Annotated in this window: 11 protein-coding genes; 7 read left to right on the forward strand and 4 right to left on the reverse strand. The window is 73.3% G+C overall.

The features are described 5' to 3' along the window. Positions 1-22: 22 nt before the first annotated feature. Positions 23-1,852, reverse strand: a complete 1,830-nt coding sequence (locus FHG10_RS00840; RefSeq protein ID WP_227487944.1) for an alpha/beta hydrolase — start codon at positions 1,850-1,852, stop codon at positions 23-25. A 146-nt stretch (positions 1,853-1,998) separates the two neighbouring features. Here FHG10_RS00840 and FHG10_RS00845 point away from each other — a divergent pair, with 146 nt between their 5' ends. After that, complete coding sequence (locus tag FHG10_RS00845) at positions 1,999-2,940, forward strand: phosphoglycerate dehydrogenase (RefSeq protein WP_152351455.1); 942 nt, start codon at positions 1,999-2,001, stop codon at positions 2,938-2,940. A gap of 145 nt (positions 2,941-3,085) precedes the next feature. Here FHG10_RS00845 and mtnN read toward each other — a convergent pair whose 3' ends face one another. Beyond that, the gene (mtnN, locus tag FHG10_RS00850; RefSeq protein WP_152351456.1) at positions 3,086-3,865 is read right to left on the reverse strand and encodes a 5'-methylthioadenosine/S-adenosylhomocysteine nucleosidase; all 780 of its coding nucleotides are present in this window, start codon (positions 3,863-3,865) and stop codon (positions 3,086-3,088) included. 70 nt (positions 3,866-3,935) lie between these two features. Between mtnN and FHG10_RS00855 the strand changes: the two genes are divergently transcribed. Beyond that, positions 3,936-4,847, forward strand: coding sequence for an alpha/beta hydrolase fold domain-containing protein (locus FHG10_RS00855; RefSeq protein ID WP_152351457.1), 912 nt, complete (start codon positions 3,936-3,938; stop codon positions 4,845-4,847). 84 nt (positions 4,848-4,931) lie between these two features. Here FHG10_RS00855 and FHG10_RS00860 read toward each other — a convergent pair whose 3' ends face one another. Together FHG10_RS00860 and argS are read right to left on the reverse strand one after the other, a co-directional pair. Beyond that, positions 4,932-5,636, reverse strand: a complete 705-nt coding sequence (locus FHG10_RS00860; protein ID WP_227487945.1) for a lysoplasmalogenase family protein — start codon at positions 5,634-5,636, stop codon at positions 4,932-4,934. Positions 5,637-5,800: 164 nt separating this feature from the next. Continuing rightward, positions 5,801-7,540: an arginine--tRNA ligase gene (gene argS / locus FHG10_RS00865; protein WP_152351458.1), complete on the reverse strand. Its 1,740-nt coding sequence runs from the start codon at positions 7,538-7,540 to the stop codon at positions 5,801-5,803. Between the two features lie 221 nt (positions 7,541-7,761). Here argS and FHG10_RS00870 point away from each other — a divergent pair, with 221 nt between their 5' ends. The 5 genes from FHG10_RS00870 (at position 7,762) to FHG10_RS00890 (ending at position 13,971) form a co-directional block, all read left to right on the forward strand. Next, the gene (locus FHG10_RS00870) at positions 7,762-9,639 is read left to right on the forward strand and encodes a DUF7937 domain-containing protein (RefSeq protein WP_152351459.1); all 1,878 of its coding nucleotides are present in this window, start codon (positions 7,762-7,764) and stop codon (positions 9,637-9,639) included. A 127-nt stretch (positions 9,640-9,766) separates the two neighbouring features. Next, complete coding sequence (locus tag FHG10_RS00875; protein ID WP_152351460.1) at positions 9,767-11,074, forward strand: uracil-xanthine permease family protein; 1,308 nt, start codon at positions 9,767-9,769, stop codon at positions 11,072-11,074. 10 nt (positions 11,075-11,084) lie between these two features. Continuing rightward, on the forward strand, positions 11,085-11,924 hold the full coding sequence (locus FHG10_RS00880) for a GNAT family N-acetyltransferase (RefSeq protein WP_152351461.1): 840 nt from the start codon (positions 11,085-11,087) through the stop codon (positions 11,922-11,924). A gap of 66 nt (positions 11,925-11,990) precedes the next feature. After that, the gene (glsA, locus tag FHG10_RS00885) at positions 11,991-12,968 is read left to right on the forward strand and encodes a glutaminase A (RefSeq protein WP_227487946.1); all 978 of its coding nucleotides are present in this window, start codon (positions 11,991-11,993) and stop codon (positions 12,966-12,968) included. Positions 12,969-13,080: 112 nt separating this feature from the next. Further along, positions 13,081-13,971: an ABC transporter ATP-binding protein gene (locus tag FHG10_RS00890; protein WP_152351462.1), complete on the forward strand. Its 891-nt coding sequence runs from the start codon at positions 13,081-13,083 to the stop codon at positions 13,969-13,971. Positions 13,972-13,973: the final 2 nt, after the last annotated feature.

Here is a 13,973-nt window from a genome sequence, read left to right on the forward strand (position 1 = left end):
ACGGCGTCGCGGACGCCTGACCTCACCCCGCCCCCAGCCGCTGCTGGATCGCCCGCACCACACGCCCTCGGTCCACCGACGGGTCGAGACCGAGGACCGCGGCCCAGACCAGCACGACCTCCTCGTGGTAGCTGTGGCCGTGGCCGCCGTCGACCTCGGCCGAGAGCGGCATGTCCGCCGCGATCTGCCAGAAGGTGATCCATGGTGCCCAGCCGATGGCGCCGGTGACGTCCCTGCCCACGCGCTCTCGCAGCCAGTCGGGCTTCCTCACCAGGAGGGACGGCTGCCACCAGACGACGGGGTCCGAGGCGTGCTGAACGTAGGCCACGCGCGGCGGCAGCCAGGGCCCGAAGGCCGGGCCGCGGCCGTGGAAGGGGCGATGCAGATCGGCCGGCTCGGTGATGAAGCGGACGTGCTCGCCGTCGCCCACCACGGGTGCGATCTCCGGCGTGCCCGGCCGTCGCGCCTCGGTGAGCTCGCGCCAGATCGGCGTGAACCCCGGGGTGCCCGTCCACACCGCGCCGTCGATGCGCGCGAGCATCTCCGAGACGTCGCCGAACGCCGCGTGGCCGGCGAAGGAGCCGAGCGACTCCCCGGCCGCGAACAGGCGCGGGCGCTCGTGCGGGGGCATCGCGTCGAGCCTCCCGCGCACCGCCTCGAACAGCAGACGCCCCGCACGCTGCGGGGTGCGCCTGTCCAGCACGTAGTTCAGGGCGCTCGAGTAGACCGAGTACTGCAGGGAGGCAGTCGCGCAGTTCCCGCCGGTGAGGAACTCGACCGCGGACAGCGACCATTCCTGCAGCCAGCCCGTGCCGGTCCCGGTGAACAGCACGAGCACCTCGCGCTCCCACGCGCGGGTGCGGTCGAGCTCGGCGATCACGGCCGCGACGGTCTGCTCGAGCGTGCGGTCGGAGCGCTTGCCCGCGTACACGCGGATGGGCGTGCTCGCGCTCCTCCCTGTGGCCCGCGCGATCTCCTCGGCGCTCGCCGCGGAGGAGACGATGCGCCGTCCCGCGGCGCCGAGGGACTCCCAGCTCTCCTTCGAGGCGATCGAGCCGGACACCAGCTCGGAGGCGGGGCGGCGCAGGTCGGGGGAGAGCAGCCGGTTGGCCTGCTCGGCGCGCTCGATCATCCGCTCGAGCACCTGGCCGCGCACCAGGCGGTCGATGGCGACGGCGAGCGTCGCCGCGGTGAGCAGGGCGGAGCCGATGGCGACGGCGAGCGGAGGCAGGTAGGAGCGCAGCAGCAGCCGGTACAGGCGGGCCGTCGCGCCCACGACGCGGGACGCCATGAGCACTCCGGCGAAGATGCCGAGCCCCGCGGCGGTGCCGACCGCATGCGTGGCGAGGTTCTTCGGCTCGCGGTCCACGAGCACGCTGATCTCCCGCTGCCGCAGCGCCCCTCGGGTCCACGAGTAGGCGGTGATCCCGACCAGGGCGGCCGCGCCGCCCCAGCGCAGCGTCTCCCGGTTCCTGGGACTGAGGGGCTCGCGCGCCGCGGGATGGGGGAGGCGGCGCACGAGCATCCGTCCGGTGCGGCCCAGCACCACGCCCGAGGCGTATCCGTACGTCGTGGACAGCGCGTAGTTGGCCGCCCACATCCACCAGGTGCGCGGCAGCAGGCTCGGCGAGGTCGCGATCCAGCCGGCCATGCTCGCGCCCAGGAAGCCCGAGGCGCTCAGCGGGGTCGTGGTCGCCACGCGCCCCGCAGCGCGGCGGATCATGCGGCGCGTGGCCCGCGGTGCCACGTCGGCATGGACAGTGCGGGCGAGGCGGCCGACGGCGCGCAGCAGACGCCGGGAGGACGAGGTGGAGGGGGCGCGCGTGGAACGGGGTGCCGGGCCGATGCGCATGCGCCCAGGTTAGTGCTCGCGGGTGCCCCCGGGCGCTCTCCGGCGCTCTCGGACAGGTGCCCCCGGCCGGGTGATCCCGTGCGATGCGGTGTCCGGATCCGCCGTGGCGGCCCGCGCCTCCGGGCCCGACGTCCTAGCCTTGTGCCATGAAGATCCTGCTGCCGGATACGATGGAGCTCGACCCCGCCCTTCCCGAGGGGTGGGAGGCCGTCGTCGTCGACGCCCGCGAACCGATCCCCGCCGAGCACCGCGACGCCGAGGCCCTCGTGGTCTGGGGCTCCTCGCGCCGCCATCTCGAGTCGGCCGCGCGCGACCTGGGCTCCCTGCGCCTCGTGCAGTCCCTCGCCGCCGGGGTCGACGGGATCCTCGCCGCCGGATTCGCCGACGACGTGGTGATCGCGAGCGGCGCGGGCCTGCACTCGCGCACCGTGAGCGAGCACGCCCTGGCCCTGCTGCTCACGCTCGTGCGGCGCCTGCCCGAGGCGCGGATCGCCCAGGAGCACCACGAGTGGTCCCGAGAGCTCGGCGGCCTGCAGCCCCTCCACCCCGAGGGCCGCCTCACCACCCTGCTCGACGCCCGCGTGCTGATCTGGGGATTCGGGGAGATCGGGCAGACCCTCGCTCCGATCCTCGCCGCCCTCGGCGCGCACGTGCGCGGGGTCGCCCGCAGCGCGGGGGAGCGCTCCGGCTTCGAGGTCATCGCGGCGGACGACGTCATGTCCGCCCTGCCGGGGACCGATGTCCTCGTCGACATCCTCCCGGCCGCCCCGGAGACGGCGGGAGCCGTCGGCCGCGAGGTCCTGGACGCGCTGCCGGACCACGCGATCCTCGTGAACGTGGGACGCGGGGCGACGGTCGATCAGGGCGCTCTGCTCGACGCCCTCGAGGACGGGCGCCTGGGCGCCGCCGGCATCGACGTGACCGATCCCGAGCCGCTCCCGGCCGACGCCCCGCTGTGGGGAGCGCCGCGGCTGCTCATCACGCCGCACGGCGCGGGCGGGCGCCCCGTCGGCGCCGACGAGCGGATCGCGCGGAACGTCCGCTCGCTCGCGCTCGGCGAGGAGATCCTGCACACCGCCGCGCGCTGAGCCCGGCTCGATCCCGCTGGGCACGGTCGAGCCGGAGGCCGCGCAGACCGCCGCCGCCGGAGCGGTCACGGCGGTCATGCTGCTCGCGGGCGGCGATGATCCCGCGGATGCCGACGAGGAGGGGCGCGGACCAGCGCTGAGCGGCTCAGCCCGCCGCCACGGCCTCCAGCAGCCGGCAGACCGCGCGGGCCGACGTCTCGGCGACCACGTCGAGCTCGAGATGGAACTGCTCGTCGGCCGCGGGCCCGCAGAGATCCGAGATCGCGCGCATCGCGAGGAACGGCACCCCCAGCGACGAGCAGGTCTGGGCGATCGCCGTGGACTCCATGTCGGCGCTCAGGGCGCCGGGGAAGCGCTCGCGCATGGGCGCGGCGATCTCGGCGGTCACGAAGGCGTCGCCGGAGAGCATGAGGCCGCGGCGCACCCCGTGCGCGGTCGCCGCGTCCTCGGCCGCGCGCGCCGCGAGGTCCACCAGTCGCGGATCGGTGCGGAAGCGCTCGGGGCCGCCGGGCACCTGGCCGGGCGCATAGCCGAACGCGGTCGCGTCGGCGATCGAATAGGTGAAGGACTCCCCGATCACGAGCGTGCCCACGCCGATCCCGGAGGCGAGACCGCCCGCCGAGCCCGCGCTGATCACCAGGCGCGGATGCCGGGTGAGGATGCCCCAGGTCGCTGCGGCCGTCGCCGCGCTGATGCCGATCCCGCTGGTCGCGACCACGGCGTCGATCCCGCCCAGGGTCCCCGCCCAGGCGTGCGCCGGGGCCGACAGCGGGAGGTCCGCGCGGCGCGGTGAGAGCATGCGCTCGACCAGCGGGGAGGCCTCCTCGTCCATCGCGGCGAGGATCAGGACCGGACCGTTCCCGCGCAGGACCGGGCGCTCGGCTGCGGGGGAGTGCGCGCCCGAGGGTGTGGTGGAGGACGTCATGACGTGCAGGCTACCTGCGGCTCGGAGTCGCTAGGCTGGAGGGGACCGAGCCCACCGCACAGGAGACGTGATGAGTCGTATCCGCGACGCCGCGATCATGGCAGGACGCACCCTGCGCCGGCTGCCTCTGCCGAAGGCCTTCTACACCCATACGCTGCGCGAGGCCCGCCGCCCGATGCCCGGGGGCGGGGTCCTCAAGCGCCACGCGGTGGACGTGGAGATGATCGACCGCTCCCGCTGCGTCTGGCTCGACCGCCACCACGCCTCGAACGGCGTGATCGTCCACCTGCACGGCGGCGCCTTCCTCTCCGGCCCGTTCCCGGGCGACTGGGGGTGGCTCTCCCGGCAGGCCGACGCCCAGCAGTGCGCGGGACTGCTCGTCGACTACCGCACCGCGCCGGACCACCAGCATCCCGTCGCGCTCGAGGACGTCGAGGCCGTGCTCGCGCAGCTCGCCGGCTCCGGCGCGCTCGGCGAGGCGCCCTGGGTGCTCTCGTGCCACAACGCGGGGGCCGCGCTCGCGCTCGCGATCGTGCGTCGCATCCGCGACGGCGTCGGACCGCTGGCGGACATCCCCGAGCCGGCGCTGCTCGTGCTCATGTCCCCCTGGACGGACCTCGAGCTCGCCAACACCGGCATGACAGAGACCGGCAGGCGGGACTTCCCGCAGGAGCGGCGCCTGCTCACCCTCGCCGCGCAGTCCTACGCGGGCCGCACGCCCCTGGACGACCAGGACCTCTCCCCGGTCAACGCCCACCTCCACGATCTCCCGCCGATCCACCTCAGCGTGGGCACGGACGACATCTTCCTCACCGACGCCCGCGTGCTGCGCCTGCAGCTCGAGGAGGCGGGCCCCGAGGTCTCCTACCGGGAGATCCACGGGCGCCTCGCGTTCCTCTCGGGGCTGCGTCCGGGCGAGGAGATGGGGCGTCTGCTCACCGAGCAGCGTGCGGCGATCGCGAAGGCTCTGGGCACGGACTGAGCGGGTGGCCGGCCGGCTGGCGTGCCGGTCGGCGACCGTCCGGGCGAGCGACCCGTCGAACGATCGGGCGACGACCCGCGGCGATCAGCCCTCGATGATCACGAGCGAGGCGCCGCTGCTGGGCTGAGGGGCCCAGCGGCGCGCCGGCACGGTGCGCAGCAGTCCCAGCACCAGCAGGGCGTTGCCCGCGATGTAGGAGCCCATCACCCACAGGTCGGACTCGGGGATCCAGGCGCCCGGCAGGAACCAGGACATCCCCAGCACGGAGCTCGAGAGCAGCAGCAGGGTGCCGCCGATCCAGGTCAGAGGGTTCACGCCGGCCGAGAGGAAGGCGACGGCCGCGAGGACCAGCGCGTAGACGACCAGCAGCGGCAGCAGGCTCCCGGCGCCGCCCGCGCATGCGAGGAACAGTCCGATGACGACCCCGCCGTAGGGGATCGCGAGCAGCAGGTGCAGCCCGTCGAGCTCGCGCAGCCAGTACGGGGCCAGCGTGGCCGCGTAGACGACGAGCGCGAGCAGGAACAGGACGGACGTCGCGCCGTGCGCCCACGGCGTGAAGCCCGGGGCGATGTCAGCGAGGAACGCCAGGGCGAGCGCGAAGGTGAGGCGCTTGGCCATGCGGTGCGTGAGCGAGAGCGCGCTGAGGACCGCGACGATGAGCGCGGGCGCGAGAAGGGCCTTGGTGACCAGCGCGAGGGCACCGGTGTTCGTCGCGAGGGCCACCATGTGCATGATGGCCGCGACGATGTAGACCGCCCACGCGGCCGCATGCGTCCTCCGGCTTCTCACCACCGTCACAGGTTACGAAGCGCCGGCGCGTGATGACCAGCGACTTCTGTACCGCAGCAGGACACGGTTCGGTCACGAACGGACACGGTTCCGTCACAGAGGCGACGAACATGCACCCATGACCGGACATGCCGGAATTCCGTGCTCGTCGGCCGGGCCCGCGGTCACATGCGCTGAGGTGCGCGCACCCCCAGTGCGTCGAGCCCCTCGACGAGGACCCGCTCGGTGAGCTCGGCGAGCGCGAGCCGGCCCGCGCGCACCTCGCCGTCGGACTCCTTGAGGATCGGGGAGGCGTCGTAGAAGGCCGTGAAGGCCTGCGCGAGGGAGAACAGGTAGGCGCACAGGCGATGCGGCTCGTACGCGGCGCCGACCTGGACGAGCGTGGGGCCGAACTGCAGCAGCTCGAGGGCGAGCGCCCGCTCGGCGTCGTTCTCGACGCGCGGGGCCGGACCGGCGGTGATGCCCTGCTCGGCGGCGCGCCGCGAGATCGAGCGGATCCGCGCGACCGCGTACTGCAGGTAGGGGGCGGTGTTCCCGGTGAGGGCGAGCATCCGCTCGAGGTCGAAGACGTAGTCGGAGTCGTGCGCGGTCGAGAGGTCCGCGTACTTCACGCCGCCGATGCCCACGGCGTGCGCGATCTCGGCGCGCTCGTCCTCGGGCAGGTCGGGGCGCAGCTCGTCGATGACGCCGCGGGCGGTCTGCTCGGCCTCCTCGAGCAGGGACATGAGGCGCAGCGAGCTGCCCGAGCGGGTGCGCAGGATCTTCCCGTCCTCGCCGAGCACCGAACCGATCTTCACGTGCGTCGCCTCGACGGCGTCCGTGAGCCAGCCGGCCTCGCGCGCGGTCTCGAAGACCATGTTCAGGTGCAGCTCCTGCGCGGAGCCGATCACGTAGGCGATGCGGTCGGCGCGCAGGTCCTGGATGCGGTGGCGGATGGCCGCGAGGTCGGTCGTGCCGTACCCGTACCCGCCGTCGGACTTGCGGATGATCAGCGGCAGCGGCTTCTCGTCGCGGCCGATGAACCCCTCGGGGAACACGCACAGCGCCCCGTCGGAGATCCGGGCGAGCCCGTCGGCCTCGAGCTGCTTCGCGACGAGCTCGAGCTGGTCGTTGTAGCTGGACTCCCCGGCGAGATCGTCGTCCGTGAGAGTCACGTCCAGCATGTCGTAGATGCGGTGGAAGTACTGCTTGGACAGCTCCACCAGGCGGGTCCAGATCTCCAGGGTCTGCTGGTCCCCGGCCTGGAGGGTGACCACGCGGGAGCGCGCGCGGTCCGCGAAGGCGGCGTCGCCGTCGAACTTCGCGCGGGCGTGCTGGTAGAAGGCGTTGGGGTCGCTCTCCAGGAGCTTCGCCTCCTCGCCCTCCTCTCCCACGTCCAGCAGGTGCTCGATGAGCATGCCGAAGGGCGTGCCCCAGTCACCGATGTGGTTCTGGCGCACCACGGTGTGGCCGAGCTTCTCGAGGGTGCGGGCGAGGGCGTCGCCCACGACCGTGGTGCGCAGGTGCCCGACGTGCATCTCCTTGGCGACGTTCGGCGCCGAGTAGTCGATGGCCACGGTGTCGGCGTGATCGGGCGCGGGGATGCCCAGGTGCGACTCGGGGGCGGCGAGCTCGGCCGCCTGGTTCCCGATCCAGTCCGTGCGCAGGCGGATGTTGAGGAAGCCGGGCCCGGCGATCTCCGGGGTCTCGGCGAGGCCCGTGAGGTCGACGGCGTCCAGGATCTGCTGGGCCACGTCCCGGGGCTTCGCGCCCAGGCGCTTCGCGAGGCCCATCGCCGCGTTGCACTGGAAATCGGCGAACTGCGAGGGGCGGATGATCGGATCCGCGTCGCGGAACTCCTCCCCGAAGGCCTGGGCGAAGGCGGACTGGAAGCGCTCGGTGAGCGCGAACTCGGGTGCTGGCATGCCTCCCAGCGTACCCAGGCACGGCCCGCGCGAGCACGCCCGCGAGCAGGCATGCGACCGCGGACACGCTCCCGGCCCGTCGGCCGACGGCGCGCCCCGGACGGACGCACCGCCTCCCCGCCTAGAATCGGCCCGCAGAAGGCTCTGGAACCCGGCGTCGTCCGACGACGACGGACCGGGCAGGATCGGGGCCGCAGGGTCGAGGAGCAGGGAGGGACCGGATGGCGCGCGACCGCCGTGGCTCACGAGGCGGGGACGAGGACTGGATCTTCTCCGCGGATCCCGGGACGGTCCCCACCGAGAAGCTCCCCGGCCGCGAGGAAGTCGAGCTGCTCGCCGCCGAGCGTGCCGGCCATCCGCGGCACCGTCGGCCCGTGCGCCCCGCGGGGCCGGCGGGCGCACAGGAGGACGGGCAGACGGGCGACGACCTCCGCGACACCCGCACCGGTGCGCTCCCCGCGCTCGACGAGGACGGCGAGGTGTCCGCGGACGGCGCAGTCGAAGGGAACCGCGCTGGGACCGATGCCGGGAACGACGCCGGGACCGGCGCGGTGACCGATGTCGGGACCGACGCGGACTGGACCCGCGAGAGCACCGACGAGGACGCCGGCTCCCTCGCCCCGCACGGCGAGGACGTCCCCGCGCCCGTCGGCGGCTCCCCGGGCGCGGGGAGCGGCTCCTCCGCGACCTACGCCCGCTCGGGCACCACGCCGAACGCGGCCGACGCGCCGGGCCGCTCCCCGGCGATCCCCGCGCGCTTCGCCGACCTCGGCGCCTTCGACGCCCTGCGCGACGTCACCGCCTTCGTGTGCCTGGTCGCGGCCCTGTCGACCTCCTTCACCCACGCCGGGTACACACCTGTGGACCTCATCGGACGCATCGCGGTCGGCTTCGGCCTGCTCGTGCTCGTGGTGGTCCTGGTGCTGCGCTGGGCGCCGAAGTCCTCGCCGCTGCGGCTGGTGCGGACGGTCCGCGTGATCGGCCTCGCGCCCGTGCTGCTGGTGGCCGTCGGCACGATCGTCGCCGACCTCGTGACCTCGATCCCCGTCATGTTCTCACCGCTGCCCGAGGGTCCTCCCGTCGGACTCGGGGCCGGCGTCTCCCTGCTGCTCGCGGGCGCCGTGGTCGGCATCGAGCCGCGCGCCCACGAGGGCTACCTGCCCTCGGCGCTCGCCCGGCGGCGCTCTCGCACCGTGATCGCGGCGATCGCCCTGGCCGCCGCCGCATCCTTCGTGTTCGCCGTGGTCATGCTCGTGGGCCGCGTGTTCGTCACCGGCTGGGCGTACTCGCTCATCACCTTCGCGAGCGCGCTCGTCTCCGCACTCCTGCTGACGCTGCTCATCGGCGCGGCGCTGCGCCGCGACCGCTCCTGGTTCGTGTTCTGCGCGGGCGCCGCCTCGGGACTGGTGATCCTCGCGATCGCCGACAGCTCCCTGCGCCTCGAGTTCGCCGCCCCCACCTCGTTCGCCACGGACTTCGTCTACCTGCCCTTCGTGTTCGCCGCCTGGGGCGTGATGGTCTCGCGCTCGTTCGTGCGCACGATGCCGCTGAACTTCCAGCGCGTGGACTGGATCGTCTACGCCGTGCGCGCCTTCGAGTTCGGCGCGATCATGCACGGCGCGGCCATCGTGTGGAACCTGATCGCGGCCGTCGCCGCGGTCGGGGGAGCGGGCATGGGCGGTCCGGTCATCCACGTGATGGATGCGGTGATCTCCGCATGCTTCGTCGCGATCTCGCTGTTCGCGCGCCGCTCGCTGCTCGAGCGCCCGGCCGACGTGGCCCGCTCGAGCGCCGTCATCGCGGGCGTGGTCATGCTGGTCGTCGGCTTCCTCGACGTCATCGTGAACTCGCTCGCGACCGGCGCCGGGGCGGGGCTGATGACCGGTGGGGTCGCGCTCGCCGTCGGCGTCGTCGCCGCCCTCATGCTCACCGTGCCCGCTCCCGTGCGCGACGAGTACGGAGCACCGGACCTCAGCCGCATGTTCGCCGACTTCCGCACCCGCAACGAGCCCGCCACCGCGGCCTCCCCGGACCTGATCCCCGACGTCTCCGCGGAGCGTGCACGGATCAAGGTCTTCCCCGGCGCCGCGCGGCGCTGATCCGGTGCGCAAGCCGCTCCGGCCGCGCTGATCCGCCGGCCGCGCTGATCCGCCGGCCGCGCGGGCCAGCCGCCCTCGCTGACCCGCCGATCGACCCCGACCCGCCCTCCTCACCCCTGGAGCACCCATGCCCGTCTGGACCCTGCACGGCGACGGCCGCTCCGTCGCCCCCGATGCGATCGTGCGCCCCGAGGAGCGGCTGGCCTGGCCGCTGACCATCGGCATCGGCGCCCAGCATGTGGTCGCCATGTTCGGCGCGACCTTCCTGGTGCCGCTGCTCACCGGCTTCCCGCCCTCCACGACGCTGCTGTTCAGCGGCATCGGCACCCTGCTGTTCCTGGTGATCACCCGCAACCGGGTGCCCAGCTACCTGGGCTCCTCCTTCGCGTTCATCGCCCCGATCACGGCCTCGACGCAGGCCGGGTCGATGTCCGCCGCGCTCGGCGGAGTGCTCGTCATCGGCATCGCGATGGCGCTGCTCGGACTGCTGGTCCAGGCCGTGGGGACGCGCTGGATCGGGCTGCTCATGCCGCCCGTGGTGATGGGGTCGATCGTCGCGCTGATCGGCTTCAACCTCGCGCCGACGGCCTACGGCAACTTCCAGAAGTCCGCCGTGACCGCGACCATCACCCTGTTCGCCGTGGTGCTGTGCACGGCCCTGTTCAAGGGCATGCTGGGCCGCGTCTCCGTGCTGCTCGGCGTGATCATCGGGTACCTGGTCGCCGTCGCCCGCGGCGAGGTCGACTTCACCGCCTTCCACGAGGCGCGCTGGCTGGGCCTGCCCGAGCTCCACCACCCCTCCCTCGACCTGTCCCTGCTGCCGATGTTCCTGCCGGTGATCGTGGTGCTGCTCGCGGAGAACGTCGGCCACGTGACGAGCGTCGGCCTGATGACCCATCGGAACCTCGACCACATGGTGGGCCGCACCCTCGCCTCCGACGGCATCGCCACCGCGATCTCCGCCTGCTTCGGCGGCTCGCCGACCACCACCTACGGCGAGAACATCGGCGTCATGTCCGCGACCCGCGTGTACTCGACCGCGGCCTACTGGGTCGCGGGCGTGGTCGCGATCCTGCTCTCGCTCTCCCCGAAGGTGGGCGCCCTCATCAACACGATCCCGCCGGGCGTGCTGGGCGGGGTCACCTTCGTGCTCTACGGGCTCATCGGCATCGTGGGCGTGCGCATGTGGGTCGACGGTCGCGTGGACTTCTCCCGCCCCAAGAACCAGATCACCGCGGGCGTCGCCCTCGTGGTCGGCATCGCGAACGTCACCTGGACCTTCGGCGGCATCCAGCTCACCGGTATCGCGCTGGGCACCCTCGCCGCGCTCGTCATCTACCACCTGATGGCCGGGATCGGACGGCTGACCGGGACGGATCGGCCCGAGGTGCCGACGGACCACGAGCAGCCGCGACCCGGCGACGCGGAGCAGTGAGGGCGAGGACATGACGACCCCGCTCACCCGCCTCGCCGCACCCGCCGACCGGGACCTGGTCCGCACGCTGAGGCTGCGCACCCTGCGGGAGGATCCCGAGGCGTTCGGATCGACCTACGAGGGAACCCTCGAGCGCGAGCGCGAGGACCCGACCTACTGGGACCGCTTCCTCGCGCTCGGTGCATGCATCCTGGCGACCCCCGAGGGGAGCACAGCCCCGCAGGGCATCGCTCGGGTCGTCCCCGCGACGGAGCCGGGAGAGCCGGCCATGATCCTCTCGGTGTGGGTCGCCCCGGAGGGGCGCGGAACCGGTGCGGGCCGGGCCCTCATCGACGCCTGCATCGACTGGGCCGAGGAGCACCTTCCCGGGGTCCGGCTCCGACTGCACGTGATGCGGGAGAACCCGCCCGCCCGGCGACTCTACGAGCGCTGCGGCTTCGGGGAGATCGGAGCGGATCCCGAGGACCCCGCGCAGGTCGTCATGGAGCGCCGCTCGGGCCGCGCCCGTCCCGCCGTGCTGCTGCCCACCGCGCTCGTCGCCCGCTACCGGGCCGTCGACCGGGAGGTCGTCGGCTCCCCGCACCTGGACACGCCCGCGCACCTCGACGCGATCGAGGCCGACGCGCGCCTCCACGGCATCCGCAGCCCGCTCGACCTCGCCTTCAACGAGCAGTTCGCGACGCTCGACGGCAACCATCGCGTGGCCGTCGCCCTCCGGGTCGGCCTCGCGCAGATCCCCGTGCACGTCACCCGCCGCCTGCTCACCCCGCGTCCCGAGCACGCCAGGCCGATGCATGCCGAGGATCTCTCCGTGCTCGAGCAGGCGCTCGCGGGCGGGCAGCCCGGCTGACCCGCCGGGCTGCCCGCCCGCCGGACCCGCTGGGGTGATCGACGCGCCCCGTGTACGGTCCGAAGGGTGACCAGCGCGCTCAGCACGTACTTCGACCGGCAGATGCACGTCCTCGGCTCCGCCGTGCCCGACGGCGACATCCCCGACCTCGCCCGCCTCTCCGGCGCCCGCGAGGACCATCTCGCCGTCGCCCTGTGCATGACCGACGGCGAGATCACGACCGCCGGCACCGACCACTGCTTCCCGATCCAGTCGATCTCCAAGGCCTTCGCCTACGGCGCCGCGATCGACCTGCACGGACTCGAGTATGTGAACTCGATCGTCGACGAGGAGCCGACGGGCGAGCAGTTCAACGCTCTCAGCCTCGACGTGTGGACGAAGAAGCCCAAGAACCCGCTGGTGAACATCGGCGCGATCCGCACCCACGCGATGCTCGGCCCCACCCAGGGCGAGCGCACCGAGCGCCTGCGCTCCGTGCTCGAGGCGGCCGCCGGGCACACCCTCGCCCTGCACGAGGCGACCCGCCGCGAGGAGGCCCGCACCGCCGACCGCAACCTCGCGCTCGCCTACATGCTGCGCGCCGCCGGCTCGATGACGGAGGAGGCGCATGAGGTCGTCGAGGGGTACATCGAGGGCTGCTCGATCCTCGCCTCGGTCACGGATCTCGCCGTGATGGCCGCGACCCTCGCCTCGGGCGGCACCAATCCGCTGACGGGGGAGGAGGTCTTCTCCCGCGTCGCCGCCCGCAAGACCCTCTCCGTGATGCTCACCTGCGGGATGTACGACAACGCGGGCGACTGGGTGAGCGACGTCGGCCTGCCCGCGAAGTCCGGGGTCGCCGGGGGAATCATCGCGGCCCTGCCCTCCCGCTTCGGCATCGCGACCTACGCCCCGCAGCTGGACCTGCACGGCAACTCCGTGCGCGGCACCATGCTCTTCGAGCACTTCAGCGAGGACTTCGCCCTGCACATGCTCGACGGCGTGGAGCCCATGGACCTCGAGCGCCGCGCCGCCGAGATCGTCGAGGTGAGCGGGGAGCACTGAACGGGAGCACGGACGAGGAGCACTGAACGTGAGCCCTGACGGGGAGTCCTGAGACGCCCGTCCCATGGACACGGGGTGTGGTCGGACATGGGGGACGGTTAGGCTGTCCTTCATGACGACCGATCTCCGATCGACCGCCGTCGAGGAGAGGGTCATCCCCGCGGCGGTTCCTGCCGACGCCCGCCGTCCCGCCGCCGAGGATCCGGCCGCGCGCCGGCTCGACGCCGAGGGCCTCGTGCTGCGCTACGGTCGCAGCGAGGTCGTCCACGGCGTCGACCTGCAGATCCGTCCCGGCGAGGTCACCGTTCTGCTGGGCCCCAACGGCAGCGGCAAGTCGACCGTGCTGCGCGCCGTCTCCCGCCTGCACCCGCTGGCCCGCGGCGAGGTGCGCATCGCCGAGCGCGACGCGGCGCTGATGGGCGCCAAGGACTTCGCGCGCACCCTCACCCTGTTCTCCCAGAGCCGCGGCACCCCGCAGGGCCTCACGGTGCGCGAGGTCGTCGGCTTCGGCCGTCACCCGCACCGCCGCCGCTTCGCCGGTCTCTCCGAGGCCGACGAGGCCGCGATCGAGCGCGCCATGGAGCTGACCGGCACCGCTGTCTTCGCCGCCCGCGGCGTCGGTGAGCTCTCCGGAGGGGAGATCCAGCGCGTCTGGCTCGCCTCCTGCCTCGCGCAGGACACCGGCATCGTCCTGCTCGACGAGCCCACCAACCACCTCGACCTGCGCTACCAGATCGAGACCCTCGATCTGGTGCGGGACCTCGCTGCTGAGCACGGCGCCGCGATCGGCGTGGTCCTGCACGACCTCGCCCAGGCCGCCCGCATCGCCGACCGCGTCGTGCTGCTACGCCGAGGGGACGTCCACGCCGCCGGCTCCGTCGACGACGTCCTCACCTCGCAGCATCTCAGCGAGGTCTACGAGATCCCCATCGAGGTGAGCGTCGATCCCGCCTCCGGACGCCGACGGATCGAGGTCGCCGAGCGCTGTTCGCGCGCCCGCTGATC

It is taken from the genome of Brachybacterium subflavum (assembly GCF_009299795.1).
Classification (GTDB): Bacteria; Actinomycetota; Actinomycetes; order Actinomycetales; family Dermabacteraceae; genus Brachybacterium; species Brachybacterium subflavum.

Coding starts and splice junctions, on each gene's coding strand:
- FHG10_RS00840 (WP_227487944.1), bottom strand. CDS start 1,852: ATGCGCATCGGCCCGGCACCCCGTTCCACGCGCGCCCCCTCCACCTCG.
- FHG10_RS00845 (WP_152351455.1), top strand. CDS start 1,999: ATGAAGATCCTGCTGCCGGATACGATGGAGCTCGACCCCGCCCTTCCC.
- mtnN (WP_152351456.1), bottom strand. CDS start 3,865: ATGACGTCCTCCACCACACCCTCGGGCGCGCACTCCCCCGCAGCCGAG.
- FHG10_RS00855 (WP_152351457.1), top strand. CDS start 3,936: ATGAGTCGTATCCGCGACGCCGCGATCATGGCAGGACGCACCCTGCGC.
- argS (WP_152351458.1), bottom strand. CDS start 7,540: ATGCCAGCACCCGAGTTCGCGCTCACCGAGCGCTTCCAGTCCGCCTTC.
- FHG10_RS00870 (WP_152351459.1), top strand. CDS start 7,762: ATGGCGCGCGACCGCCGTGGCTCACGAGGCGGGGACGAGGACTGGATC.
- FHG10_RS00875 (WP_152351460.1), top strand. CDS start 9,767: ATGCCCGTCTGGACCCTGCACGGCGACGGCCGCTCCGTCGCCCCCGAT.
- FHG10_RS00880 (WP_152351461.1), top strand. CDS start 11,085: ATGACGACCCCGCTCACCCGCCTCGCCGCACCCGCCGACCGGGACCTG.
- FHG10_RS00890 (WP_152351462.1), top strand. CDS start 13,081: ATGACGACCGATCTCCGATCGACCGCCGTCGAGGAGAGGGTCATCCCC.